The organism is Streptomyces herbicida, from assembly GCF_032656585.1.
Taxonomy (GTDB): domain Bacteria; phylum Actinomycetota; class Actinomycetes; order Streptomycetales; family Streptomycetaceae; genus Streptomyces; species Streptomyces herbicida.
In genome coordinates this window covers 420,946-446,561 of sequence record NZ_JAUYWJ010000002.1, presented here as the reverse complement: position 1 = coordinate 446,561, position 25,616 = coordinate 420,946, and the positions used below count along the sequence as shown (strand labels likewise).

The window sequence follows — 25,616 nt, the reverse complement described above, 5'->3', positions numbered from 1 at the left end:
CACTCACCGCCCGCGGAACTCCGGGCTCCTGCGCTCCACGAAGGCCCTGAGCCCTTCCCGCGCGTCCTGCGTCGTCATGTTGACCTCCTGCGCGGCCGCCTCCGCCGCGAAGGCCGAGGCGCGGTCGGCGTCGAGGGAGGCGTTCACCAGCTGCTTGGTCAGGGCGAGCGCCCGGGTGGGCCCTGCGGCCAGGCGGCCCGCCCACTCCCGGGCCGTCTTGTCCGACTCCCCGTCCGGCACGACCCGGTTGACCAGCCCGAGCCGCTCGGCGTCCACCGCGGAGAGCGCGTCGCCGAAGAACATCAGCTCCTTGGCGCGCTGCGGGCCGATCAGCCGGGGCAACAGATACGCTCCGCCGCCGTCCGGTACGAGTCCGCGCCGTACGAACACCTCGATGAACCGGGCGGACTCCGCGGCGAGCACGAGGTCACAGGCGAGCGCGAGATGGGCGCCGAGGCCGGCCGCCGTACCGTTGACGGCGGCGATCACCGGCTTCTCGCAGTCCAGCACGGCCGCGATCAGCCGTTGGGCACCGAGGCGCAGCGTGCGCGCGACGTCACCGGGGATCCGCTCACCGCCGCCGGTCCCGCCCCGCAGATCCGCCCCCGCACAGAACCCGCGCCCCGTACCCGTCAGGACCACGGCCCGTACGTCCGGGTCCGCGGAGGCCTCCGACAGCAGCCGGATGACGCGTTCCCGCATGTCCGGGGTGAGGGCGTTGAGCGCCTCGGGGCGGTTGAGCGCGATGTGCGACACCCCCTCACCGGTCGTCTGCTCCACCGCGGCCGTCACCGGCACACCGCCAGCGCGTCGAGCGCCACCGCGCCCTGCCCCCGGTCCAGCACCATCAGCGGATTGATGTCCAGCTCGGCGAGTTCGCCCCCGAGCTCCAGCGCCATGCGCTGCACCCGCAGGACGACCTCGACGAGTCCGTCGACATCGGCGGGCGGCCGCCCCCGCACCCCGTCCAGCAGCGCCCGCCCGCGCAGTTCCGCGATCATGTCCCGGGCCTGCTCCTCGCCGAAGGGCGGCACGCGCACGGCCGCGTCCCGCAGCACCTCCACCAGCACCCCGCCGAGACCGACCGTCACGGTCGGCCCGAACAGCTCGTCGTGCGTGACGCCGACGACCATCTCCACGCCCCGCTCGACCATCTGGCACACCAGGACGCCGTCCAGTGACACGTCCTCGTAGCGGGCGATGTCGGTCAGCTCGCGGTAGGCGTCCCGGACCTGGCTGGCGGAGGTCAGGCCGATCTTCACCAGGCCCAGCTCGGTCTTGTGGGCGATCTGCGCGCCGGACGCCTTCATGACCACGGGGTAGCCGACCTGCCCGGCGGCACGTACGGCGGCCGCCGCGCTGGTCACCAGCTGCTCGCGCGGCACCCTTATGCCGTACGCGCGCAGCAGCTGTTTCGCCGCGTGCTCGCTCAGCTGCCGGCCCGGCTGCATCAGCGCCCGTGCCTTCTTGAAGGACGGGGAAGGGGTGCGCGGCGCCTCGTCGAAGGGGGAGCGGTAGGAGCGGACGAAGCGGTGGTGGTCGAGGTAGGCGCGGACGGCGGTGAGGCAGTTGCCGACCGTGCGGAAGGTGGCCACGCGGGAGGAGCCGAGCAGGACCTCGCGGTACGCCGGTTCGGTGCCGACCGGCGATCCCCACACCACGCACACCAGCTTGTCGCTCGCCTCTGCCGCGTCGGCCAGGTCCCGTACGAGCCGGTCGCTGAGGGGCGGGAACGGGCCGGTGATCGGGCAGATGAGGACGCCCACCTCCGGGTCGTCGAGGATCGAGTCGATGATCTTGCGGCCGCGCCGGTCCCCGACCGGATGCCCGCCGTTGTCCACCGGGTTGGCCACGCTCAGGTACTCGGGTATCCACTGGTGCAGCTCGGCCTGCCTGTCCTCGGAGAGCACCGGCAGCCTGAGCCCCGCTCCGGCGGCCAGGTCGGCGACGTGCGCACCGGTGCCGCCCGAGATCGAGTAGACGACGACCCCGTCGGCGAGCGGCGCCCGCGCGCGGGCCAGCAGGGCGGCGGTGTCCTGGAGTTCGTCCAGGCCGTCGACCCGGACGACCCCGAACTGCCGCATGGCCGCGTCCACGACGTCGTCGGCCCCGGTCAGCTTGCCGGTGTGCGAGGCGGCGGTACGGGCCCCGGCCTCCGTGCGCCCCACCTTGACGGCGACGACCGGCACCTTGCGGCGGGCGGCGCGGTCGGCGGCGAGCAGGAAGGCGCGGCCGTCCTTGAGGCCCTCCACGTAGCAGGCGATGGCGCCCACCTCGGGCCGCTCGGCGAAGTAGGAGATGAAGTCCGCGGTCTCCAGGTCGGCCTCGTTGCCGGTCGGGGCCCAGTGGGAGAGCCGGATGCCGAGCTCCTGGAGGGCGAAGACGGGCCGGCCCTGGTGCCCGGACTGGGTGATCAGGGCGATCGCCGGTCCCTCCAGGTCCTCCCGGAACCGCTCGAAGGCGTTGAGGTTGGTGTTCGGCCCGAGCAGCCGTAGCCCCGAGCGCCGGACGGCGGCCGCGAGCCGCTCCTGGGCCTGTGCCCCCGCCTCGCCCGTCTCCGCGAACCCGGAGGCGAACGCGACGGCGAACTTCACCTTGGCCTCGGCGAGTTCCTCGACCACCGGGAGCGGATCGGCGACCAGCAGCACGGCGAGGTCGACCTGCTCGGGCAGATCGGCGACGGAGGCGACGCAGGGGACGCCGAAGACCGACGGCCGGGTGGGATGCACAGGGTGCACCCGCGCCCCGACCCGCTCGGCCCAGGCGAGCAGCTGCCGGGTGATCCCGGTGTTCGGCCGTCCCCCGCCGTCCGAGGCACCGATCACGGCGACGGACTCCGGCTGGAAGAACCGGTCCAGATCCGGTACGTCCGCATACAGCGGCCGCCCGCTCACATCGAGGTCGTCCACGTCGGCGGCCCGGCCGTGGACGGCGGGCCCGGGACGCGGCTCACCGCAGGCGATGACCCGGGCCCGGCGGGAGTCGGTGGTGAGGGTGCCGTGGGTTGATCCAAGCATCGTTCCGCCCGCCCTTTGTGACAGCACAATTAACTGACGCAGCGTCAGATTACTGAACTGACGTAGTGTCAGGAACTGTCCTGCACGCAAAGGTTGACGAACGGTACGACGAGATCGTCCGGGCCGCGGACGTTGTCGTCAACATGGCCGGGCTCTGAGCGCCTGCGGCTCAGGACCGCCCCGCGCGCACTGAGAACGGGTGGCGGGGCCGTTCAGGCGTACGTGCTGTCGCCGGGGACGGTGAGCCGGAAGCCGATGCCGCGGACGGTCGCGATCCAGGCCGGGTCGCCGAGCTTGCGGCGCAGCGCCGATACATGCACGTCGAGTGTGCGAGTAGGGCCGAAGTAGTTGGGGTCCCACACCGCGTCGAGGATCTGCTGGCGGGAGTGCACGGCGCCAGGATCGCCGGCCAGTTGGGCCAGGAGATCGAATTCCTTCGGAGTGAGCGTGAGCGGGCGGCTGTCGATGGTGACGCCCCTGGTCCGCCGGTTGATGGTCAGCGGGCCGAGGCGCTGGACTCCACGCTCCTCGGGGAGTTGCGCGTGCGGGAAGCCTTGATGGGGCACTCCGGTCGCGGCGGTGCCGGTGTGCAACGGGGTGTGCCTCTCGGGGTGGGTGCGGCGGGTGACGGCTCGGATACGGGCCACCAACTCGCGTACGCCGAAAGGCTTGGACAGGTAGTCGTCCGCTCCGACTTCCAGGCCGACGACGCGGTCCGCCTCCTCGCTTCGTGCGGTGATCATGATGATGGGGACCGCGGAGCGGGCACGCAGGGCCCGGCAGACGTCGATGCCGTCCATGTCGGGCAGTCCGAGGTCCAGAAGGACGAGGTCGGCGGGGGAGGCCGACAGGGCCGAGGCCCCGGATTTCACGTGGTCGACGGCGAAGCCGTAGCGGTCCAGCCCTTCGATGATGGGGCCGGCGATCCGGTCGTCGTCTTCGACGAGGAGGAGTCGCATGGTCTCCGGTGCGGGGTCGGCCGGGACGACCTGCTCGCCCCCTGCGGTACACGAGGGATCGGTGTTCGTCGTCATGGGCGTGTCCGTGAATGTCTGTGGTGCGGGGCGGGATGCGGTGCTTACGGGCTGGGAGTGCGGCGAACGGCACGACCCTACGGCCGGGCAGGGCAGCTCAGGGCCAAATGCCGTCCAGCACAGTGTTAGGAGATGGCCAATCTTCGTCCCAGCGCTCACTGTTGCCAGTCGGACACGGCAAGCGGGCGCTCGGCGGGGACGGGCGGCACCCCGTCCTGTCTTCCCCGTATCGCCGACCGCGGACGCCGTGGATGGGCTGTGCGGTGTGCGCCGGCGGTCCTGAGGCGGACAACGGCATCGAGCCCTCCGCCGGAAGCGGCCTGCAAGGTCACCTCGCCCCCAGAAGCACGGGCCAGCTGCTTCACGATGGGCAGGCCGAGCCCGGTGCCTTCGTGGTCGGCGTCGTGCGCCCGCCAGAAGCGATCGAAGGCGCGTCGCCGCTGTTCCTCGCTCATGCCTGGGCCCTGGTCGACCACGTGCAGTTCGACGGTCGCGGGCGCACCGTTCGCCCAGGCGGTGGCCAAGGTGATCGTGCTCTGGGGCGGCGAGACCCGCAGCGCGTTGGAGAGCAGGTTGTCGATGATCTGCTCCAGCGCGTCGGGGAGGGCCCACACCCGGCCGATCCTCGGCCCGGCCACGACGATGTCCACGTAGTGCTCGCCGGCGAAGGCGGCCCACACGGCTGCGCGGTCGGCGATGACGGAGTCCAGGTCGGTGGCATCCGGTGTGGTCGCCGCGTTCTCCAGCCGGGCCAGGGCGAGCAGTCCGTGCACCATGCGGCTGAGCCGCTCCACCTCGCCCACCGCCGCGTCGAGGCTGGGTCGAGCCCGTGGGTCGAGATGGGGCTCGAAGTTCTCCAGTCGCAGCCGCAGCGCGGTCAGCGGGGTCTTCAGCTGGTGGGACGCCTCCGAGGCGAAGGCGTGCTGGGCTTTGAGCAGATGCTGCAGCCGGGTCGCGGTGCGGACGAAGCTGGACGCCAGGCGCCGCAGCTCGGGGGGCCCGAGGTCGGTGGCGGGCAGGTCCTTCAGGGTGCCGTCGGCGAGCTGCGTCGTGGCGTGCTCCAGCGCCCGCACCGGGCAGGTGATCCAGCGGGCCAGCGCGAGAGCTATCAGCGCAACGGCCGCCAGCACCCCCAGCCCCACGGCCGCCAGCGCCAGCCAGGCGTCGTGGACCTTGGAGGTCACCGTGGTCAGGGGAAAGGACGCCCGTACGACGCAGCGGACCGTGCTGCCCGAGGCGCCCGGCACAGTCACGAGGAAGACGTCTTCGTCCAGGGCCGGATCCTGCCGGGTTGTGGACCTGGACCGGTTGGCCAGCGCGGTTGCGATGTCCGGCTGCGCAGACAGGTCCGTACCGGCGGCCACCACGTTGCGCGAGTCGGCGAGCAGATTTCCCTTGTTGTCCACGACGGTGACATGGCTGCCGGTGCGCCGCGCGAAGCTCGCCACCACTTCGGGGACGTCGGTGACGCCCCGCCGCTCGACCTTCTCCTCCAGCACCTCTGCAAGCATGACCGCGGCCTGCTGCCCGTTGCCGGTGAACCGGGACATCTCCCCGCGGGCGTAGACGTAACCGAACGGCACTTCCAGGCACAGCAGCACCAGCAGGGTGAGGCTGAGATAGCTGAGCAGGAGGCGGCGGGTCACCGGTCACCTCCTTGGACGTGCTCTTCGACCTGCCTGGCGGCCGCGGCTTCGGCGGGTGGCGTGAGCCGGAATCCTACGCCGCGGATGTTGTCGATCCAGGCAGGATCACCGAGCTTGCGGCGCAGTGCGGCGACGTGGACGTCCAGGGTCTTGGTGGGGCCGAAGTAGTTCGGTTCCCACACGGCGTCCAGGATCTGCTGTCGCGTGCGGACGGCGCCGGGATCGTCGGCGAGGTAGGCGAGCAGGTCGAACTCCTTGGGCGCGAGGGCGACGGAGGTCCGTTGCAGGTGGACTTGGCGGCCCCGCCGGTCGATGGCCAGCGGGCCGATCCGCTGGGCCCGGGCCGCCGGATCAGGACGGTCGCCTCCCGAAACGGGAAGGGCCGGAGCCTGCTCGGCCGCAGCGGGCCCGGCACGCCGGAAGACGGCGCGGATCCGCGCGACCAGTTCCCGGACTCCGAACGGCTTGGACAGGTAGTCGTCGGCCCCCAGCTCCAGACCGAGAACCCGGTCGACCTCGTCGCTTCTCGCGCTGATCATGATGATGGGCACCTGGGAGCGCAGTCGGAGCGTCCGGCAGACATCGATGCCGTCCATGTCGGGCAGTCCCAGATCCAGCAGCACCATCTCCGCGTCCACCGCGGCGAGTCCGTCGGCGCCGGTACGGGCGTGCTCGACGGTGAAGCCGAAACGGCTCAAGCCCTCCATCAGCGGGCCGGCGACCCGGTCATCGTCTTCGATCAGTAAGAGACGCATGCCGACAGAATCACAAGCCCGCGGTCCGCCGCGCCGGGAAAGCCGCTGAATGTCGCGTGAATTACTTTCGGCGAACCTGAACAACTGTATTCCTTTACCCTCTCCCGCCTGTCATCGACCCTACGGGCCCTGCCGCAGCAGAACGTCAATGAAATGACAGCGCCAGGGAAGCGGACTGTTAAGAAAGTACAGCGAAGGCTTCGGCACCCAGCAACCGCTTCCCGGTCAAGCAGCAGCCCGGCGCGGCCGCTCCGCCCGCCGGGACGGGCAACACGGGACATGCGGCCAATTGTCCGCCGACAGTTCCATTTTTCGGCACGGCGGAGCGGACGGAATGCTGGATCGATTCTGATGCCGGCCTTCCTTTTCTCTGGCGATCGGTTAACTAACGATCCCGTAACGTTGTCGGCAGCTGATCACGGACGGCGCTCGCAATTGCGCTCTCTTTTCGCCTCCGCAGCCTCTCCCTTGCTTTCCTATGCCAACGGGACGGTGAAACATGCCGTACAGCAGCACGATCGACGAGCTGCGCCAGGTGCGCCCCGATCTGGTCGAGCCCTTCATGGCTGCGCTCCCCGGTGCGCGCGCCACGGTGCTCGGCCGGCTCTGGGGCGCACTCGCCCGCGAACCCCTCCCGGGTATCGCCGACCGCAACCACGACGCGGGCACGCTCGCCATCCGCCTCACGGGCGGTGGGCAGCTCACGGGCCCGGCCTCCGCGGCCGAACGATTCGCCCCGGTCCCCGCCGACTTCACCGTGCAGGGCCCCGACGGCCCGATCGACGAGCCGACCCGGCTCCTCTCCGCCCTCGGAGCCCACACGGAGGCCGCGTCGCGTCTGGCCGCCGAGCTCGACAACAGCATCGCCAACCTGGCCCTGGCCCGCGCGGCGAACCACGCGCCGCACGAGGTACGGGACTGCGCCGACGCCGAACAGGCCGTGGTCGACGGCCACCCGCAGCACCCCTGCTGCCGTACGCGCACCGGACTGTCCGTCACCGAAGTGCTCGCCTACGCGCCCGAGCACCACCCCGTCATCGAGCTGGCGCTCGTCGCCGTACCGGCCGACCGCTGGCAGGCCACCGGCGAGTGGCCGCAAGAGCTGCGCGACGGCGACACCGTCCTGATGCCGATCCACCCCTGGCAGCGGGACCACGTCCTCGCGCACCAGCCCGACCTCGCGGTCGTGGACCGTACGATCGCCGCCCGCCCGCTGCTGTCGATGCGGACCATGTCCCCCGTAGACGCCCTGCCCGGCTGCCACATCAAGACGGCGCTGGATGTGCAGGTCACCAACTACCGGCGCACCATCTCCCCGGCCGAGGTGGCCGACGGAGCCCCACTGTCCGAGCTGGTCACCGCCGTCGTCGACAAAGCCGGCCACGGGGAGAGCCTGCGCATCCTGCGCGAACTCGCCGGCGGCGCCATCCGCGTGAACGGCAAGCCCTCGGCGAGCCTGGCGGCGATGATCCGTGAGGCCGGCGAACGGCACCTCGGACCGGCGGAGATCGCCGTCCCGCTCACCGCCGTCCACGCCACCGGGGCCCGCATGGTGAGCGGCGACCCGGTCACCTGGCTGGCGGAGTTCGCAGAACTCGTCCTGCCGCCCGCGCTGACGCTGTTGTCCATGGGCGTGGCCCTGGAAGCCCACGGCCAGAACACGCTCGTCGCGCTGCGCGACGGACGCCCGGTGCGAGTGCTCTACCGCGACCTGGACGGTGTGCGCATCCACCCGGGCCGACTCGCCCTCCACGGCTTCTCGCTCCCGCCGCTGGCCGGCACCCGGGCCGGGAACGAGGAGACGGGGCTGCGCACCAAGCTGTTCGGCGGCCTGCTCAGTGGCGTCTTCAGCGAGCTGGTCTCCGTGTTGTCGCGCACGCACGGTGCCGACCGCGAGCAGCTGTGGGCAGCGGTGGCCACTGTCGGCCGCCGCGTCTACGCCGACCTTCCCGACGCGGGCTCAGACCGGGAGGTGTTCTTCGGCGACACGCTGCCGCTGAAGGCGACCATCGCGATGCGCCTGGCCGAAGCCTCCGGGGTCGCCCAGTGGACTCCCGTCCCCAACCCCCTGGCCCGCCACCGCTGACAGCCCGCTTCCGGCTGCCGGGCCCGGCCGACCTCCTCGCACCTCTCCTTGCACCGACTGGAGTCCTTCCGCATGACCGTCCCCAGTACCACCGGCGCCCTTCTCGCCACCAGTGACAGTCCCGCCCGGGCCGCCGACGCCGTCACCGCCCACACCCTGCTCAACTGCCTGATCCGCGAGGTCTCCGCGCCCGAGCGCCAGGTCACCGTCGACCAGGACCACCTGCTGCTGTGGCTGCCCCGTCGCGACATCCTGCTCCGCGTCCCCCTGCGCCGTATCTCCTTGATCGGCGCGCACCGCTTCGACGGCCCGCTCAAGAGGTACGACGGCGGGGACTGGTCCGCGATCGGATGGCGAGAGCTCGCCGGATACATCCAGGACGAACTGGAACTGCGCACCGGCGTGGCCAACGACGAGTTCCTGGCCCAGGTCACCGACAGCCGGAACACCATCCACACCGTCCTGGAGCAGCGTGCCACGGCGGCCTTGCCACAGGACCCGTACCTGGAGTCCGAGCAGTCCCTGGTATTCGGCCACCGCTTCCACCCCGCGCCCAAGTCGCGCACCGGCGACCCCGAGGACTGGCTGGACTACGGCCCCGAGACAGGCACCCGCTTCCCTCTGCGCTACCTAGCCGTCCACCGGCGTCTGGTGCGCGAGGAAGGCGACCTGAGCAGGCTCGACGCGCTTCGTCCGTACGGGCGACGGGATTACGTGACCCTGCCCGTGCACCCGTGGCAGTACCGGCTGCTCGCCGACCACCCCGCCCTGCGCAGGGCCCTGGCCGCAGGCTCGATCGTCGACACGGGCGTCGTGGGCCCGGACTTCGCCCCCACCGCCTCGGTGCGGACCCTGTACCAGCCGGACGCCGACACGTTCCTGAAGTTCAGCCTCAACGTCCGCCTGACCAACTGCGTCCGCAAGAACGCCGCGTACGAGCTGTCCGGCGCCGTGGCCCTCAACCGGCTCCTCCACCCCGTCTTCGCCGAAATCGGTCAGGCCCATGCCGGAAGCTCACTGCTCGCCGAGCCGGGGTACCGCACCCTCGCCCTCGACGACGACCTCTCCCTCGTGGAGGGCTTCGGCGTCATCGTCCGCACCGGCCTGCGCGAACACCTGCGTCCGGGCGTGACCCCGCTGCTGGCCGCCGCGATCGCCGACGAGCACCCCACCAGCTCGGCCCACATCTCCCGCCTCCTGTCCCGCGGTGACGGCGATGCGCTCGCCTGGTGGGACGCGTATCTCGGCCTGCTGCTGCCCCCCGTCCTGACCGCCTACTTCGAGCACGGCATCGTCCTCGAACCCCACCTCCAGAACGTCGTCGTGGGGGTGAGCGGCGACGGCACCCCCGCCCAGGTGATCTTCCGCGACCTGGAGGGAACCAAGCTCGTCCCCGAGCACCACCGCCCGTTCCTCGCCGCCCTGCCCGAGGACGTGCGCACTCCGATGACGTACGACGCCGAGCGCGGCTGGAACCGGGTGGCCTACTGCCTCCTGGTCAACCACACCGCCGAAGTCCTCGCCGCACTCGCCGACACAGACCCCGCCCTTGAGCCCGGTCTGTGGGGTCTGGTCCACGATCACCTCGACGCCTACTCCCGCAGCGCGGGCGAGCCGCCCCGGCTGCGCGCCCTGCTCTCGGGCGTACCGCTGCCCGCCAAGGCCAACCTGCTGCTGCGCTGGTCCCGGCAGGCCGACCGGCACGCCGACTACGTTCCCCTGCCCAGCCCGCTGGGCGAGGGCTTCCCCCGTGAGGTGACCCGATGAAGCAGCAACTTCTCCAGTACGTCGCCGAGCTGGACGCGGAGGATCTTCCCGCCTACCTCTACGACCTGCGGGACCTGCGCGAGCACGTGGCCGCCATCCGTGCCGCCCTGCCCGAGCGCGTCCAGCTCTTCTACGCCGCCAAGGCCAACTCCGACCCCCGGCTCCTGGACGTCCTGCGCGACCACGTCGACGGCTTCGAGGTCGCCTCCGGCGGCGAACTCCACCACATCAAGTTCACCTGCCCCGGTACGCCGATCGCCTTCGGCGGCCCCGGCAAGACACCCGCCGAACTCGAACAGGCCCTGCGAGCCGGAGTGGACCGCCTGCACATCGAGAGCGAACAAGAGCTCCACCTGCTCACCGGCATGCTCGGTGAGCGCACCGTGGACGTCCTGCTCCGGGTCAACCTCCCCATCGCCCTCGGCCCGGTGGCCCTCGCCATGGGCGGTCGGCCCAGCCCCTTCGGCCTCGACCCCGGTCACCTCGACCGCTGCCTCGCCCTCATCGCCGACGACCCCCGCATCCGGCTGCACGGCATTCACGTCCACCTCGCCAGCGGCCTCGATTGCGCCGCACACCTCGACCTCGCCGGGCAGGTCCTGACCTGGGCGAGGGAATGGGCGGACCAGCAGGACGTGGAACTGAGCGAGGTCAACCTCGGCGGTGGCATGGGGGTCGACTACGCCGGCCCCGACCGGCGCTTCGACTGGGCGGCCTTCGGCGCCGGCCTGCGCCGCCTGCTGGAGGGCCATCCCGACCTGACCCTGCGCATCGAACCGGGCCGCTCGGTCACCGTGTACTGCGGCTGGTACGTCACCGAGGTCCTCGACATCAAACGCAGCCACGACCGCGCCTTCGCCGTCCTGCGCGGCGGCACCCATCACCTGCGCACGCCGGCCACCAAACAGCACAACCAACCGTTCACCACGATCCCCGTCGACACCTGGGACCGGCCCTGGAAGTGCCCCGAAGCCCAGGACGAACTCGTCACGCTGGTCGGGCAGTTGTGCACGCCGAAGGACGTCTTGGCCCGCAACGTGCACGTAGGGCGGCTGCGCGTCGGCGACAGGATCGCCTTCGCCCTGGCCGGGGCGTACGCCTGGAACATCTCCCACCACGAGTTCCTGATGCATCCCGCGCCGCAGTTCCATCACCTCGACCACGCTCCCGTCCCCGCCGGACCCCTCCCGTAGAAGGCCATGAGCAAGCACCGCCGTGTCCGCAGCAGCGACAGGACGCAGACCCTGCGCGCCCGACTTGCCACCCTCGACATGGGCGGCCGGCACCGCAGGGTCCGCCAGGGCGGAAAGCGACGGGCCCCGAGCGAAGCACTCGCCACGCTCGGGGCCCGCAACTTCCGCCGCTACCTGATCGGGCAGCTCGTCTCCAACATCGGCACCTGGATGCAGCGCGCCGCCCAGGACCTGCTGGTCCTCCAGCTCACGGGCAACAGCGGCAGCGCCGTCGGCATACTCACCGCCCTGCAGTTCCTGCCGCAGACACTCTTCGGTCTTTCCGGGGGCGTCTTCGCCGACCGGTTCGCCAAACGCCGCCTGCTGATCGTCACGCAGTCCGCCATGGGAGTGCAGTCGCTCGTTCTCGGCATACTGACGGTCACCGGCGCGGTGAACCTGTGGGGCGTCTACCTGCTGGCCTTCCTGCTGGGCACGGCCACGGCGCTGGACAGCCCGGCCCGAGGCGCCTTCGTCTCCGAACTCGTCGGCAAGGAACGCCTGGCCAACGCCGTCAGCCTGAACTCCGCGCAGTTCAATGCCGCCCGCGCGATCGGTCCCGCCGTGGCGGGCCTGGCGGTCGCCGCCGCGGGTACCGGACCCGTCTTCCTGGTCAACGCGGCCTCGTACCTTGCCGTCCTCTACGGCCTGATCGCCATCCGCGCCGACGAACTCCACGCTCCCAAGGAGAAGAACCGCGGAAACACCCGCCTGTCGGACGCATTCCGAGCCATCCGCGCCACCCCCGAACTGCTGCTGCCGGTCACGGTCATCGCCTTCGTCGGCACCTTCGGCCTCAACTTCCAGGTCACCATCTCCCTGATCGCCACAACCGTCTTCAACTCGGGCTCCGCCGCCTACGGTTACCTGTCCGCCGCGTACGCCATCGGCAGCCTCGTCGGCGCGCTCAGAGGAGCCGGCAAACGAAAACCTCCCACCGCCCGCCGCCTGGTCACCGCCACGGTCGTCTTCGGCGCCCTGGAAGCCCTGGCCGGCTTCATGCCCGGCTACGCCACCTTCTTGCTCGTACTCCTGCCCACCGGGCTCGCCTCCGTGACCGTGATGACCACGGCCAACGCCATGACCCAGCTGAACGCCGATCCGGGCATGCGCGGCCGCATCGTCTCCGTCTACCTCCTCGTCCTGCTCGGCGGCACCCCGGTCGGCGCCCCTCTGGTCGGCCTGGTCTCCGACTCCCTCGGCGCCCGCTTCAGCCTCGTCCTCGGCGGCGCGATCTCCGCCGTCGCCGCCGTCGGCCTGTCGGCCGTGATCACCGCACGCTCCCGCACCACCCGGCAGAGCACCCCGCTCACCACGGTCGCAGCACCGCCGCCGATAGCCATCGACGGCCGCTTCCACCCCGAATCCACCCCACCACCCGTGGCACGCCGACCGGCGGCCTGACGTACGACGGATTCAGCGGCGAGAACGCGTCACCTCCCTCGCCACCTCCACCGGGCCGGCACATGGCCGTTCGGAGTGGGCGATGCCCGGTCCTACAGCGCCTCCAGCACCTCCTTGGCCGCGCGCTCGCCCGACCGCACCGCCCCGTCCATGTACCCGTTCCAGTACGTGGAGGTCTCGGTCCCGGCCCAGTGGATGCCGCCCACCGGCTTGCGCAGTGCGGCGCCGTACTCGGTCAGCACCCCGGGCGGAGCGTAGGCGACCGGCCCGCCCCGCGAGAACCCCTCGTTGTCCCACCGCTGCAGGACGAAGGAGGCCGGGGACTTCGCCTTGTCCCCGAAGTAGTTCGCGTAGTCCTTCAGCACGGCCGCCTTGACGTCGGCCACGCTCGCCGCGTCGTACGCCCGCATCTCGTCGGCCTCGATGAAGCCCATCAGCGCGCCGTACGAAGCGTCGGGCGGCGAGTTGTCGAAGGTCGACCGCACGACTCCGGAGTCGCTGACCGCCTGCCCGTTCAGGCCGTCGGCCCGCCAGAACGGGGTGTCGTAGACGGCGATCGCCTTCCCGACCGACCCCATCGGCATCCGCTGGCACAGCTGGTCGCGCTCGGCGGGCAGCAGCGGGTCGTACGAGATGCGCGCGGCCAGCGGCGGCGGCACCGCGACGACCACCCGGGTCGCCGTGACCGAGATCCCGTCCGCGATCAGCTCGTACCGGCTGCCCGACTGCGCGATGGAGCGCACCGGGGCGCCCAGTACCACCCGGTCCCCGAGCGTCGCCGCCAGCTTGAGCGGCACCTGCTGGGAGCCGCCCACGAAGCGGGAGTCCTGGGCGCCGTTCGCGGTGTCGGTCAGGCGCTCCAGGGTGCCGGCGGTGGCGGCGTTGCCGGCGGCGGCGATGTAGTACAGCACGTACAGGAGGGAGAGCTCGCGCGGCTGTGCCGAGAAGACCGACGTACAGGCCACGTCGAGGAGGAACTTGGCCGAGGGGATGACGGCGTGGGCGTTCAGCCAGCTCTCGAAGGTCTGCTTGTCCCACTCGGCGGCCTTGGCCGCGGTCCACGGTGCGTCGACCGGCACCTGCTTGGCCATGCTGTCGAGCTCGGACTGCACGATCGCGGCGTTGGCGAGCCCGGCCGCGTCCACCGGCGGGACGGAGCCGAGCAGCCCGCTGGTGTCGTACGGGGTCCTCCTGCCGTCCTTGTAGAGGAGGTTGTTCCCGGCGTTGTAGGTGGCGAAGGTCGCCACGCCGAGGGAGTCGGCGAGGGCCTTGATGCGGTCCTGGGTGGGGCCGATGAACTCGCCGCCGCCCTCGGTGAAGCCGCCGCCTGCCAGCTTCAGGTTCACCACCCGCCCGCCGACCCGGTCCCGGGCCTCCAGGACGACCACCGACCGGCCGCCCGCCACCAGGTCACGAGCCGCCGTGAGCCCCGCGAGCCCGCCGCCGACGACGGCCACGTCGACGGTACGGGTGGTCGCCGCGGACGCCGTACCGGCGGTGGTGGCGGTGAGCGCGACGGACCCGGCGGCCGCGCCGCCGAGCAGGGAGCGCCGGGAGAGCTGTCTTTCGCGTGCCACGTGCATCCTCCGTCATGGGCGAGAGGGAGTGGAGCCGGAAAGTTGAGCAGTGCTCATATTCTGGCCCCGTGCAGCGGCGACGTACAGCTCTCCCGTCACATCTGACTCTGAAGTAACAGGACGCGTACGTAAGTGAGTTGAGGACGCCTACGTCAGCCCGGGATCTTGGACAGCCGTCCCGCGGCGGTCCTGGCGACGGCCTTCGCGATCTTCTCCGCGTCGATCGCCATCTCGCGGAACATGCCGCTGATGGGGTTGGTGAAGCCGGTGAAGTAGAGACCGGGGGCGTTCTTCGGGGTGGCGCCGCCGTGGACGACCGGCCGGCCCCGCCCGTCGAGCACGTCGAGGTGACCGACGAGCCCCTCCAGGCCGCGGACGTACCCGGTGGCCGCGACGACCGCGTCCGGGGAGAGCCGGCTGCCGTCGGCCAGGACGACCTTCCCGTCCTCGAACGCCTCGACGGCGGCCACGACCTCGACCCGGCCCTTGCGTACGGCGTCGATGAGGCCGACGTCCAGGACCGGGACCGCCCCCTCCTTCGCCCGGGAGTACAGCCCCGTGTCCGGGCGCGGCAGCCCGTGGACCGACAGGTCCGGCACGCTGAGCCGGGCCATCGGCCTGGCCAGCCGGTCGACGAGCCCCACGGGCAGGCGCCGGATCAGCACGGACGAGTACTGGGCGGCCCACCCGGCGGTCGACCGGCGCACGATGTGCGGAGTGGTACGGATGCTCAGCCGCACCCGCGACGCGCCCCCCTCGACCAGGTCAACGGCTATCTCGGCACCCGTGTTGCCCACCCCGACGACGAGCACGTCCCGCCCGGCGTAGGGCTCGGCGTTGCGGTACTGGCCGGCGTGCAGGAACTCGCCGGCGTACTCGTCGCGCCCCGGCCAGTTGGGCACGCGCGGGGTGTGGTTGAAGCCGGTGGCCACGACCACCGCGCCCCCGGTCAGCTCACGCCCGCCGGAGGCGTGCAGCAGCCAGCCCGTGCCGTCGGCCGAGCGCTCCACGCGCGAGACCTCGACACCCGTGACGATCTCCAGCTCATGGTGCTCGGCGTACTTCTCCAGGTACCGCACCACGTCGTCCCGGGACACCCAGCGCCCGAACCGGCGCGGCATCGGCAGCCCCGGCAGGGCCGACAGCCGCCGGGTGGTGTGCAGACGGAGCCGGTCGTAGTGGTGCCGCCACGAGGCGCCCACCCGGTCGGACTTCTCCAGGACGACGGCCCGTATGCCCCGGGCGCGCAGCGCATATGCGACCGCCAGGCCGCCGGGGCCGCCGCCTATGACGTAGACGGGGCGGTCGGCGGGGTGCGCGGCGGGGTTCGCCGCGGGCTGAGCGAGGGATCTCGCGGGCGTGCTTGAGTCGGTGGAGTCGGCCATGAGCGCGAGCGTAACCACGTCCCACGTTGATGGGTCTCGGTCAAGACCGGAATTGGTTGCGGATTGATCACGCCTGTAGGAGGAGTGGGGGGAACCAGTGGCGTAGGTGACCTGGTTGTGGGCGGGGCGGTGCGGTTGTGGGCGCCCGGCCAATTCTCAACGGGGTCTCGGCTTTCCTCCCGATCTGACGTACCGTCAGTTTCATGGATGCGATCTGGCTCAGTGGCGCGCAGTTACTGGCGGTACTGCGTATCGGCCTCGGCCTGTGGTGGCTGGAGAGCTGGCGGCACAAGGACAAGAAGACCTGGTTCACGGGGAGCGGGATCGCCTGGGCCGCGGACATAGCCGAAAAGCACCGCTGGAACGCGGTGCGCTCCGGCTTCGAGGCCGTGGTCAAGCCGCGCCCGAAGGCGATGGCGTACGTAGTCGCGTACGCGGAGCTGGCCCTCGGACTGGGCCTGATCGCGGGCTTCCTGACCCCGATCGCCCTGGTCGGCGGCCTGCTCCTGAACCTCGTCTACTTCGTCCTCATGATCCACGACTGGGCGGAGCAGGGGCAGAACTCGATGATGGCGCTCATCTCGGTGGTGGGGTTGTTCGGGATGGCGTGGCAGACGTGGTCGCTGGATGCGGCGCTGGGGTGGTTCTGATCGGGGCGGTGGGGTGGTTCTGATGGGATCGGCGAGATTCGACGTGCCGGAGGCGGACGCCTTCACCAGGACGTACTGGGAGGCGGCGACGGAGGGCCGGCTGCTGATACGCCGCTGCCGGGCCCCGGGCTGCGGCCGCGCCCACCACTACCCCCGCGAGTTCTGCCCGTTCTGCTGGAGCGAGGACGTGGCCTGGGAGGAGGCGAGCGGCCGGGCGACCCTCTACACCTGGTCGGTGGTCCACCGGAACGACCTCCCGCCGTTCGGGGACCGCACGCCGTACGTCGCCGCCGTGGTCGACCTGGCGGAGGGACCACGGATGATGACGGAGGTGGTGGGGTGCGAGGCGGGGGACCTGCGGGCGGGGGCCGAACTGGCGGCCGCGTTCCGGGAAGGGATCGCGGTATTCCGGCCTTCGGGCGAGTGACACGGGCCGGGGGACTCAGGACCGGGGGATTCAGGGCCGAGGGATTCAGGGCCGAGGGATTCAGGACCGGGGGATTCAGGGCCGAGGGGATTCAATGGGGCCCATGGCTACAGCGCATGAACACATCCCCGATCCGCAGCGTCCCGAGCTCCACGGTCACGGTCTGCGCCTTCGCCGATGGGACGCGAGCGCGGACCCCGACGCGGTGACCTGGCTGCGCGGCCGGTCCGATCCCGAATTCCGGCGCTGGAACACCCCTCTGCTGGCGGTGACCGACCTGGACGGAGCGCGTGCCTCCCTGCACAAGCAGGCGGAGAACGAGGCGGACGGCAACTGCGCGCACTTCTGCGTCACGGACGCGGACAGCGGTACCGCGCTGGGGCACATCGGCCTCAACATGATCGACCGCGTCACCCGCAGCGCCCGTGTCGGCTACTGGGTACTCCCGGAGGCTCGCGGCAGGCGCGTGGCCACGCGGGCGCTCACCCTCGCCTCAAGCTGGGCATTCACGGAACTTGGGCTGCACCGGCTGGAGTTGGGGCACGCCGTCGGACATGACGCGTCGTGCCGGATCGCGCAGAAGTGCGGGTTTCCGTACGAGGGGACACTGCGCGGCGCGATGTTCGAGGCGGGGCGGCTCGACGCGTTCCGGGATGTGCATCTGCACGCACGGATAGCCACGGATCCCGAGGCGCACGAGGGTTGATGTGCGGGCGTCGCGCATGTCTTGCCGAGATCATGAGACATGGCCCCTGCATACGACTGGCAGCTCACCGAAGACCTGGACGACTTCCTCTCCCGAGCGGGCGACTTCCTGCGCTCCCGGCCGGCTCTGCACACGGTGCAGCTGACGGTGACGGATGTGCTCCGAACGCGTGGACTGCATGTCTACGGCGAGGGGTCACCCCTGTTCGGCGTGCTGACGGAGGAGGACGGGACGGTCCGGGCGACCCTGCTGCACACGCCTCCGCACCAGCTGAACTTCACCGCACTCACCGCCGAGGAGGCCGACGCCCTCGCGGGCCGGCTGCTCGACGCCGGCCACCCCGTCCCCGCCGTCTCGGCCGAGCGGGAGACGGTCGAGACGTTCGTTGCCGCCTGGCAGCGTCGCTCGGGGGCGTCCGGGGAACTGCGCATGCGTCAACGGCTCTACCGTCTGGGGGAACTGGCGGTACCGGAGCCGGTGCCGGAGGGACGGGCGAGGGCTGTCGGCCCAGCCGACCGGGACCTGCTCAGGCGCTGGGTCGTGGAGTTCTCCGAGGCGGTCGGAGAGCCCGGCTTCATCGCCCCCGACGAGTGGGCCGACGCGCGCATCGCCCATGGCGGCACCACCCTCTGGGAAACCCCCGACGGCACGCCCGTCTCCCTGGCCGGGGTGACCCGCCAGGTCGCGGGGCAGATCAGGATCGGCCCCGTCTACACCCCGGCGCACCTCCGCGGACGCGGATACGCGGGCGCGGCGACAGCCGAGGCCAGCCGAGCCGCGCGGGCGGCCGGGGCGGAGGAGGTACTCCTTTTCACGGACCTGGCAAACCCGACGAGCAACGCGCTGTACCGGCGGATCGGCTACCGGGAGGTGGCCGATTTCGCGGCGTACAGGTTTCGGGGGTAGGGGGTTTGAGGGGGGCGTGGGGTGGAGTGAGGTGGGGGGAGTGGAGGGTGGTGGGGGAGTGGATTGAGGTGGTGGGAGTGGAGTGAGGTGACGTGAGGTGGGGTGGAGTGGGTGAAGTGCCCGGTGCTGAGAAGTGACCGTGGGGCCGCCCGCTTCTTTGTCAGTGTCGTGCTTCCACGCCCCGAGTAAAGGGCGCTCCGTTCCACTTCGTTCCACTCCGCGTCGGCTTCGCCGATGGCCCTGCGGGCCACCCTTGACTAGGGGCGCTCCAGCACGGGTGAGAAGCGAGCGGGCAGCCCGGGGAAAGTGGCCGGCTTGGGGCACCATCCCTTGGGTGGGCTGCGTTCGCGTCCGGGGTGGTGGGGGCGCGGTCGCGCCTCGCCAGCACGCCGGGCGGGCTTAGCGGCGCACGGCCGGTGGGTGGCGGGGCGCGGGGGCTGGGTGGCGGGGCGCGCGTGGGCCGGGTGATGGCACGTCGGGTGGGCTTGGCGGCATGCGGCCGGTGGGTGAAGGGCACCCGGCGGCGGCCTGATGGGCAAGCCGTCTGATGGCTGGTGACCTCGTGAGCGAGCGAGCGAGCGACCGACCGGCCGACCGATAACGTGATGGCCGATGTGAGGGTACGGGGTGGGGCGGGGTGGTTGATGGTGACCGTTGACTGGCGCGAGGACCGGATTGGCAGCGCGCTGCGGGGCGAGAACCCTTCGGTGCTCGCGCGGCTGGAGTCGGGGTTCGCGGTGATCGGGGACGTTCAGTTTCTGCCGGGGTACTCGCTGCTCCTGGTGGACGACCCGTCGGCGGGGCGACTGTCGGAGCTTCCGCGGAGCAAGCGACTGGCGTTCCTCTCCGACATGGACAAGCTGGGCGAGGCCGTCGAGCGTGCCTGCAAGCGCCTGGACCCGGCCTTCCGCCGGGTCAACCTGGAGATCCTGGGCAACACCGACCCGTTCCTGCACGTCCACGTCTGGCCGCGCTACGACTGGGAGCCGCCGGACCTGGTGGGCCGCCCGGTCTGGCTGTACCCGAGTGACCGATGGGGAGACGAACGGCACGCGCTGGGCCACCAGCACAACGCCCTCCGCAAGGCAATCACCGACGAACTGACCCAGGGCACGCGCGGAGAGAGCCCCTGAGGTGGGCCCCTGACAGCGATTGGAACCTTTGGGCCACCCCAAGCCCTGAAGACCTGCTCACTCCGCCCCCCTCGCTGTCCCATTCCTCCCAATAACACCCGCCAACGCAACTGGTGTGACGGAAGCGACCAACGAGACACGGCGAAGCGCTGGCGCCGGTGCGATGGCTGGGAGATGCGATGGCGCGGCGCTGGAGCAAGGGCCCACCCCACCCACCCGCCCACCCACGCATCCATCCGCCCGCCCCGCCACCCTCCGGCGGCAAGCCGCCAACCGCACCCGGCGTGCCATCACCCGGCCCGTGCGTGCCCCGCCACCCACCACCCGCATGCCGCCAACCGCACCCGGCGTGCCATCACCCGGCCCGTGCGTGCCCCGCCACCCACCACCCGCATGCCGCCAACCGCACCCGGCGTGCCATCACCCGGCCCGTGCGTGCCCCGCCACCCACCACCCGCAAGCCGCCAAGCCCAGCCGGCGTGCCGCCACCCAGCCCACGCGCGTGCCCCGCCACCCACCGGCCGCAAGCCGCCAAGCCCAGCCGGCGTGCCGCCACCCAGCCCCCGCGCGTGCCCCGCCACCCACCACCCGCAAGCCGCCAAGCCCACCCGGCGTGCCGCCACCCAGCCCCCGCGTCCCGGCCACCCATCACCGGCCGTTCGCCGTTAAGCCCGCCCGGCGGGCTGGCGAGGCGCGACCGCGCCCCCGCCATCCCGGACGCGAACGCAGCCCACCCAAGGGATGGTGCCCCAAGCCGGCCACTTTCCCCGGGCCGCCCGCTCGCTTCTCACCCGTGCTGGAGCGCCCTTTACTCGGGGCGCGGAAGCACGACACTGACAAAGAAGCGGGCGGCCCCACGGCAACCCCCGTGGCTCACGGCCACAGCAGTTCCCTCATCCAGCCCTCCGCACCGTGGCGGTACAGCAGGCGTACGTGTCGTCGGTCCGGGTCGCCCTGGAAGAACTCGACCTCCTTCGGGTCGAGACGGTAGAGCGTCCACGTCGGGGAGGGGGCCGTCGGGTTGTTGCGGGCCCGGTCCCACGCCGCCTCCGACGCCTCCCTCAGCTCTTCCACCGAGCCCAGGACTTCGCTCTGGCGCCCCGTCAGGGCCGCTGCCAGCGCCCCCGTCGAACGGGCCTGAAGGTCCGCCTGGCTCTCTTCCGACGGAGCCGACGTGACCGGGCCCCGGACCCGGACCTGGCGGCCCAGCACCGGCCAGTAGAAGGCCAGGGCCGCATACGGGTGGACGCTCAGGTGGCCGCCCTTGCGGCTCGTCGCGTGCGTCGCGAAGGCCCAGCCCTCCGCGTCGGCGCCGTGCAGCATCACGATCCGTACGTCCGGGTGGCCGTCCTCGTCCGTCGTCGCCAGCGACATGGTGTGCGGCTCGTGCTGGCCCGCCGCCACCGCCTCCGCGAACCATCTCGTGAAGAGCGGGAGGGGCGTCGGGGGTGCCGTGTCCGGGTCGAAGGCGGGTAGCTCCGTGACACCGGGCGCCCATACCCGCAGTGACCTCAGGAGTTCGTGGAGATCCGTTGCTGCCATGGGGTGAGTATCACTCCGGCGCCGCGCACGGCCGCACAAGCTGAGCCGTCAGCACCCCGTGCAGGAGCTCCGCGTCCACGAACTCACCTACCTCGGGCGGCCCGGCCCGCCAGCTCAACGGATACGTGTTGCCCTCCGGCGTCGGCACCCCGATGTACTCGTCCCGCGTCGACCTCGTGAACCTCCGTACTCCCGGCGGCCAGTCGAGCTCCTCGCTCTCCCCGGGTGCCAGGAGGAAGCACGTCCAGCGGCAGCCGCTCAGCTCGCGGACCACCGGACCCGGGTGGCCCTCCGTCAGCGACGACAGGTGGTGCAGTACCGCCTCTCCGCGGATCCCGCAGACACGGATCGCGTCGAAATGGATGCCTGCAAGGCGGAGTTGGAGGCCGGTTCGAGGAACCCAATTCGGGTGCAGTTTGCCCGTCATGACTATGAGGGCCCCGGCGATTGCGTAGCGTCACCAGACGGACGCGGTCCACATTGCCGTTTGCGGGGAGGAAGGTGGTCGTCGTGGGGGCCAACGCTGAGGTTTCCGTGGCTCGGCGCGTGGTGGGGGATCTGCTGCGCATCCACCGGGTGCGGCTCGACCTCACACAGAAGGAGGCGGGGGAGCGGCTGCATGTCTCCGAGTCGTGCCTCGGGTCGTACGAGAGAGCCGAGCGCATTCCGCCCACGGAGTTCTTGAGGCACGCGGACGAGGGGCTGGATGCGCGGGGTGCGTTTCTCGCGTGCGTCGAGATGATGGAGGGGGAGAAGTACCCGCCCCAGTTCCTGGGCTGGGTCCGGCTTGAGCGGGAGGCGCGGGTGATCAGCGCGTACGAGACGATGCTGATTCCCGGGTTGCTTCAGACCGAGGCGTATGCGCGGGCGCTGTACGAGTCACGCGTGCCCGCGTTCGGCGAGGAGGAAATCCAGCGGTACGTCCGGGCCCGACTGGAACGGCAGACGGTGCTGGGGCGGGAGCCGGCGCCCCGCATCGGCCTGCTGGTCGAGGAGTCGGTGCTGGAGCGGCCGGTGGGCGGGGCGGAGGTGCTCAAGGGCCAGCTCAACCATCTGCTGGAGTGCGCGCGGTCGCTCAGCCATCTGATGCTCCAGGTGATGCCGACCCGGCGGCACACGCACGCCGGGCTGAACGGCCCCATGCAGTTGATGGTCACCGAGGAAGGCCAGAGCCTTGTCTACGTTGACGCGCAGGGCTCGGTTACTTTGATCTCCGAGCCATTGCAGGTGACGGATCTCTTCGACCTCTTCGGCATCCTGCGGGCCCAGGCGCTCAACCCTTGGGAGTCCGCGGATCTCATCGAGAGGAAGGCGGCACAGCTGTGAACACGACCGGACTGATCTGGCGCAAGTCGAGCTACAGCAACAACGAGGGCGGCGCCTGCCTCGAAATAGCCCCCACCCCCACCACCATCCACATCCGGGACTCCAAGCACCTCCCCACCCCCGACGCCGCCACCCCCACCCTCACCGTCACCCCCGCCACCTGGACCGCGTTCCTCCAGTGCACCTGATCCCCGACACCCCTTTCCCGGAGCTCGGTTTCCCCTTCCAGGTCACCGAAAGTGCCGATGGCCACTGGCTTGCCGTCAGCTGCCACGCGAGCGGGTCGGGCGGCGGCCGCGTCGCCGTGTACCGGCTGAGCGACCTCGCCCTGTGGGAGCAACTGGAGTTCGAGCACGGCGTGGAGTGCCTGGCCTTCCACCCGAGCCGCCCGGTCCTGGCCCTCGGGACGGAGGAGGGGGACGACGAGTACGAGCGCCAGGGGCAGCTGATCCTCTACGAGCCGGAGACCCGCGTCCGCGCGACCCTGGCCTTCGACGACGTCGGCGTCACCGCCCACCGGTGGACCGATGACGGGAGGAGCATCGAGCTCACGCTCTCCGTGCCGGACGCGGAGGGCAAGCAGGACGGGTTCGATCGATACCTCGTCTGCATCGTCGACGCCGAGACCCTGACCCCCGGTCCGCGCTCCCCCGTCGAGGTCGACTGGACCGCTCCCGAGCGACTTCCCCGCATCCCCGACGCACGCGCCCACCTCGCCGAGTTGGCCGCCCGCCGGGGCCACGCCTGGGCCCCGCGCGACGGAGTCACGGTCCTGGAACCCCTGCGTGACGGACGCGTCCTCGCCGTCCTGAGGTCCCGCACCCTCCTGGAGTGCTGGTCCGGGGACGGGGAGCCGCTCTGGTCCGTGACCGTGCCCGACGAGCACGGTCACGTCGGACGGCAGGTGTACGTGGCTCCGGACCAGGAGACCGCCTGGGTCCCCTACCTCGTGGGGGACAGCGCCGACCGCCGTACGCGGCTGCTGCGCCTCTCCCTCACCGACGGGACCCTGATCGGTACTCGAGAACTGGAGTTCCCCGTCGACATCGTCGACAGGACGGACGGCGCCTGGATCGCCCGCGATTCCCGGGACCTGTTCCCCGGTCCGCAGTGGCCGCCGTACGACAGTGTGGTCTTCACGCCCTCGGGCAGGCGGCTGGCCGAGGTTCCGCTGGGGGAGTGCGACGGCTCGTACGGCTTCCGTGTGCGCAGGTCGCCGTATCTCCTCGTGCTGCGGGGGCTCGGTGACGCCCCTGGCCGTGAGCTTCTCGACAAGTGGGTCTCGAGGGTCACGCCGGACGGCGTCGAGACGCTTTTCCCGTTTGCCTGGGACGCCTCCGTCACCGGGTATCTGCGCAGTGGGCCCGCCGTGTACGTGGACGGCGACGCGGGACTCCACGGCCCCGGGCTTCTCCATGCGTGCAACGGCTCGACCGGGCCGCACGTGCTGCTGCGGGCCCTTCCCGGTGGCGAGGTGCTGTGGGCGCACCGGACCGATGCGGAGGTCGTGGGGCTCGATGTGCACGAGGGGCTGGTGCATGCCGTGACCCGGGCACGCGAGCTGCTGACCATGGGCATCGAGGACGGCAAGCCGCTCGGCCGTACCCCGACCGCCGTCGGTGATCATGTCTTCGCGCCCCTGTGCCTGGCGGTGTCGGGAAGCGGTCGCGTGCTGATCGGCACCGCGGAGGGACGCATCCTCGTGCATGCTCCGTGAGCCGTGCCCGCGGGCTCAGTCCCGCCCCAGCACCACCGTCCCCGACGAGCAGAACCAGCCGCCGGTACCTGACGCCACCCCCAGCCGCGGCAACGCGCCGCCCGGCCGTCGCACTTGCCGCTCCCCGGCCTCCCCGCGCAGCTGCCGTACCGCCTCCACCAGCAGGAACAGGCCCCGCATCCCCGGATGCTGGGCCGACAGCCCGCCTCCGTCCGTGTTCACCGGCAGTTCCCCGCCCCGCACCAGCAGCCGCCCCTTCTCCACGAACGCCCCGCCCTCGCCCTTCCCGCAGAAACCCAGGTCCTCCAGGGTCACCAGCGTCATGTAGGTGAAGGCGTCGTAGATCTCCGCGAAGTCGATCTCCCCGGGGGTCACCCCGGCCCGCTCGAACGCGAGCCGGCCGCTCACCGCCGCCGGTGACACCGTGAAGTCGGGCCACTCGGACATCGCGGCGTGGGAGATGTGCTCCCCGGTGCCGAGCACCCACACCGGCGGGGTCCGGCAGTCCCGTACGTATTCCTCCGCCGCCAGCAGCACCGCCGCGCCCCCGTCGGAGCGTATGCAGCAGTGCAGCTTGGTGAAGGGGTCGGCGATCATCGGGCCGGCGAGGACGTCGTCGGTGGTGATCGGGTCGCGGAACATGGCGTCAGGGTTCAGGGCCGCGTTGGCCCTGGTCTGCACAGCCACCTCCGCGAGCTGCTCGGTCGTCGTGCCGTACTCGATCATGTGGCGGCGGGCCGCCATCGCGTACTTCGCGATCAGCGTGTGGCCGTACGGGACCTCGAACTGGAGCGGTCCCCGGGCGCCGAAGGACAGGTTTCCCGTACGTCTGCCCGCCCGGATGTCCGCGCGCGCCGTCGAGCCGTAGGCCAGCAGGACGGCGTTCGCGTGGCCCGCCGCTATCGCGTCCGCCGCGTGCGCCGCCATCACCTCCCAGGTCGAGCCGCCCACGGAGGTGGAGTCGACCCAGGTGGGGCGCAGGCCCAGGTACTCGGCCACCTCCACCGGTGCCAGGGTCCCCAGGCCCGCCGAGGCGAAGCCGTCCACATGGGCGCGGTCCAGGCCCGCGTCCGCAAGCGCCCGGCGGGCCGCCTGGGCGTGCAGGGCGTACGGCGTCGCGTCGTCCACTCGGCCGCAGTCGGAGAGGGCGACGCCCACCACGGCCACTTTCCTGCTGCTCCCCGGAGACATGAATCTGACGGTACATCAGATTCGGTCCGGCGTGGCAGGTGTCGTCTCTCTGGGCATCCCGGCTTCCTCGCCCTAACATGACGGCCCGTCAGATCGGGCGGTCAGATCGGGCCGG

General features: G+C 71.3%; 22 protein-coding genes. 12 read left to right on the top strand and 10 right to left on the bottom strand.

What is annotated here, in order from left to right:
* Nucleotides 1-3: 3 nt before the first annotated feature.
* From Q8A52_RS05780 to Q8A52_RS05760, 5 genes are all read right to left on the bottom strand, one after another.
* A complete protein-coding gene (locus tag Q8A52_RS05780; RefSeq protein WP_408649172.1) occupies nucleotides 4-792 on the bottom strand; it encodes an enoyl-CoA hydratase/isomerase family protein in 789 nt (262 codons plus the stop codon).
* Nucleotides 789-3,017, bottom strand: coding sequence for an acetate--CoA ligase family protein (locus Q8A52_RS05775; RefSeq protein ID WP_316749508.1), 2,229 nt, complete (start codon nucleotides 3,015-3,017; stop codon nucleotides 789-791). Before Q8A52_RS05775 ends, Q8A52_RS05780 begins: the two co-directional genes overlap by 4 nt.
* Nucleotides 3,018-3,229: 212 nt before the next feature.
* Nucleotides 3,230-3,976 carry a response regulator transcription factor gene (locus tag Q8A52_RS05770; protein WP_316749972.1) on the bottom strand — a complete coding sequence of 249 codons (747 nt, stop codon included), beginning with the start codon at nucleotides 3,974-3,976 and terminating at the stop codon, nucleotides 3,230-3,232.
* Nucleotides 3,977-4,206: 230 nt separating this feature from the next.
* Nucleotides 4,207-5,697, bottom strand: coding sequence for a sensor histidine kinase (locus Q8A52_RS05765; RefSeq protein WP_316749507.1), 1,491 nt, complete (start codon nucleotides 5,695-5,697; stop codon nucleotides 4,207-4,209).
* Nucleotides 5,694-6,452, bottom strand: a complete 759-nt coding sequence (locus tag Q8A52_RS05760) for a response regulator transcription factor (RefSeq protein WP_316749506.1) — start codon at nucleotides 6,450-6,452, stop codon at nucleotides 5,694-5,696. The genes Q8A52_RS05765 and Q8A52_RS05760 overlap by 4 nt, the downstream gene beginning before the upstream one ends.
* A gap of 499 nt (nucleotides 6,453-6,951) precedes the next feature.
* Between Q8A52_RS05760 and Q8A52_RS05755 the strand changes: the two genes are divergently transcribed.
* The 4 genes from Q8A52_RS05755 (at nucleotide 6,952) to Q8A52_RS05740 (ending at nucleotide 12,941) form a co-directional block, all read left to right on the top strand.
* Nucleotides 6,952-8,538, top strand: coding sequence for an IucA/IucC family protein (locus tag Q8A52_RS05755; protein WP_316749504.1), 1,587 nt, complete (start codon nucleotides 6,952-6,954; stop codon nucleotides 8,536-8,538).
* A gap of 72 nt (nucleotides 8,539-8,610) precedes the next feature.
* Nucleotides 8,611-10,305 carry an IucA/IucC family protein gene (locus Q8A52_RS05750; protein WP_316749502.1) on the top strand — a complete coding sequence of 565 codons (1,695 nt, stop codon included), beginning with the start codon at nucleotides 8,611-8,613 and terminating at the stop codon, nucleotides 10,303-10,305.
* Nucleotides 10,302-11,498, top strand: a complete 1,197-nt coding sequence (locus Q8A52_RS05745) for a type III PLP-dependent enzyme (protein ID WP_316749501.1) — start codon at nucleotides 10,302-10,304, stop codon at nucleotides 11,496-11,498. The genes Q8A52_RS05750 and Q8A52_RS05745 overlap by 4 nt, the downstream gene beginning before the upstream one ends.
* Nucleotides 11,499-11,504: 6 nt before the next feature.
* Nucleotides 11,505-12,941, top strand: coding sequence for an MFS transporter (locus tag Q8A52_RS05740; RefSeq protein ID WP_316749499.1), 1,437 nt, complete (start codon nucleotides 11,505-11,507; stop codon nucleotides 12,939-12,941).
* 92 nt (nucleotides 12,942-13,033) lie between these two features.
* On the opposite strand, the gene Q8A52_RS05735 is transcribed toward Q8A52_RS05740, so the two are convergent.
* Complete coding sequence (locus Q8A52_RS05735; protein WP_316749497.1) at nucleotides 13,034-14,524, bottom strand: flavin monoamine oxidase family protein; 1,491 nt, start codon at nucleotides 14,522-14,524, stop codon at nucleotides 13,034-13,036.
* 146 nt (nucleotides 14,525-14,670) lie between these two features.
* Nucleotides 14,671-15,903, bottom strand: a complete 1,233-nt coding sequence (locus Q8A52_RS05730; protein WP_316749495.1) for a flavin-containing monooxygenase — start codon at nucleotides 15,901-15,903, stop codon at nucleotides 14,671-14,673.
* A 203-nt stretch (nucleotides 15,904-16,106) separates the two neighbouring features.
* On the opposite strand from Q8A52_RS05730, the gene Q8A52_RS05725 reads away from it, so the two are divergent.
* From Q8A52_RS05725 to Q8A52_RS05705, 5 genes are all read left to right on the top strand, one after another.
* Nucleotides 16,107-16,553, top strand: a complete 447-nt coding sequence (locus tag Q8A52_RS05725) for a DoxX family membrane protein (protein WP_316749493.1) — start codon at nucleotides 16,107-16,109, stop codon at nucleotides 16,551-16,553.
* Nucleotides 16,554-16,575: 22 nt separating this feature from the next.
* A complete protein-coding gene (locus tag Q8A52_RS05720) occupies nucleotides 16,576-16,980 on the top strand; it encodes a Zn-ribbon domain-containing OB-fold protein (RefSeq protein ID WP_316749491.1) in 405 nt (134 codons plus the stop codon).
* 103 nt (nucleotides 16,981-17,083) lie between these two features.
* Entirely contained in the window at nucleotides 17,084-17,686 is a 603-nt protein-coding gene (locus Q8A52_RS05715; RefSeq protein ID WP_316749489.1) for a GNAT family N-acetyltransferase, read from the top strand.
* Nucleotides 17,687-17,725: 39 nt separating this feature from the next.
* Nucleotides 17,726-18,592 (top strand): GNAT family N-acetyltransferase, encoded by an 867-nt coding sequence (locus Q8A52_RS05710; protein WP_316749486.1) that lies wholly within the window; start codon nucleotides 17,726-17,728, stop codon nucleotides 18,590-18,592.
* 647 nt (nucleotides 18,593-19,239) lie between these two features.
* Nucleotides 19,240-19,725: an HIT family protein gene (locus Q8A52_RS05705; protein WP_316749970.1), complete on the top strand. Its 486-nt coding sequence runs from the start codon at nucleotides 19,240-19,242 to the stop codon at nucleotides 19,723-19,725.
* A gap of 873 nt (nucleotides 19,726-20,598) precedes the next feature.
* On the opposite strand, the gene Q8A52_RS05700 is transcribed toward Q8A52_RS05705, so the two are convergent.
* Together Q8A52_RS05700 and Q8A52_RS05695 are read right to left on the bottom strand one after the other, a co-directional pair.
* Nucleotides 20,599-21,267: a pyridoxine/pyridoxamine 5'-phosphate oxidase gene (locus Q8A52_RS05700; RefSeq protein ID WP_316749484.1), complete on the bottom strand. Its 669-nt coding sequence runs from the start codon at nucleotides 21,265-21,267 to the stop codon at nucleotides 20,599-20,601.
* Nucleotides 21,268-21,277: 10 nt separating this feature from the next.
* Nucleotides 21,278-21,694, bottom strand: a complete 417-nt coding sequence (locus Q8A52_RS05695) for a hypothetical protein (protein ID WP_316749482.1) — start codon at nucleotides 21,692-21,694, stop codon at nucleotides 21,278-21,280.
* Between the two features lie 83 nt (nucleotides 21,695-21,777).
* Here Q8A52_RS05695 and Q8A52_RS05690 point away from each other — a divergent pair, with 83 nt between their 5' ends.
* Genes Q8A52_RS05690 through Q8A52_RS05680 form a run of 3 tightly spaced genes read left to right on the top strand, consistent with a single transcriptional unit; the run spans nucleotide 21,778 to nucleotide 24,310 of the window.
* On the top strand, nucleotides 21,778-22,593 hold the full coding sequence (locus Q8A52_RS05690; RefSeq protein ID WP_316749480.1) for a helix-turn-helix domain-containing protein: 816 nt from the start codon (nucleotides 21,778-21,780) through the stop codon (nucleotides 22,591-22,593).
* Entirely contained in the window at nucleotides 22,590-22,781 is a 192-nt protein-coding gene (locus Q8A52_RS05685) for a DUF397 domain-containing protein (RefSeq protein WP_316749478.1), read from the top strand. The genes Q8A52_RS05690 and Q8A52_RS05685 overlap by 4 nt, the downstream gene beginning before the upstream one ends.
* Nucleotides 22,772-24,310: a WD40 repeat domain-containing protein gene (locus Q8A52_RS05680; protein ID WP_316749476.1), complete on the top strand. Its 1,539-nt coding sequence runs from the start codon at nucleotides 22,772-22,774 to the stop codon at nucleotides 24,308-24,310. The genes Q8A52_RS05685 and Q8A52_RS05680 overlap by 10 nt, the downstream gene beginning before the upstream one ends.
* A 15-nt stretch (nucleotides 24,311-24,325) precedes the next feature.
* Here Q8A52_RS05680 and Q8A52_RS05675 read toward each other — a convergent pair whose 3' ends face one another.
* Nucleotides 24,326-25,501 carry a thiolase C-terminal domain-containing protein gene (locus Q8A52_RS05675; protein ID WP_316749474.1) on the bottom strand — a complete coding sequence of 392 codons (1,176 nt, stop codon included), beginning with the start codon at nucleotides 25,499-25,501 and terminating at the stop codon, nucleotides 24,326-24,328.
* Nucleotides 25,502-25,616 lie beyond the last annotated feature (115 nt).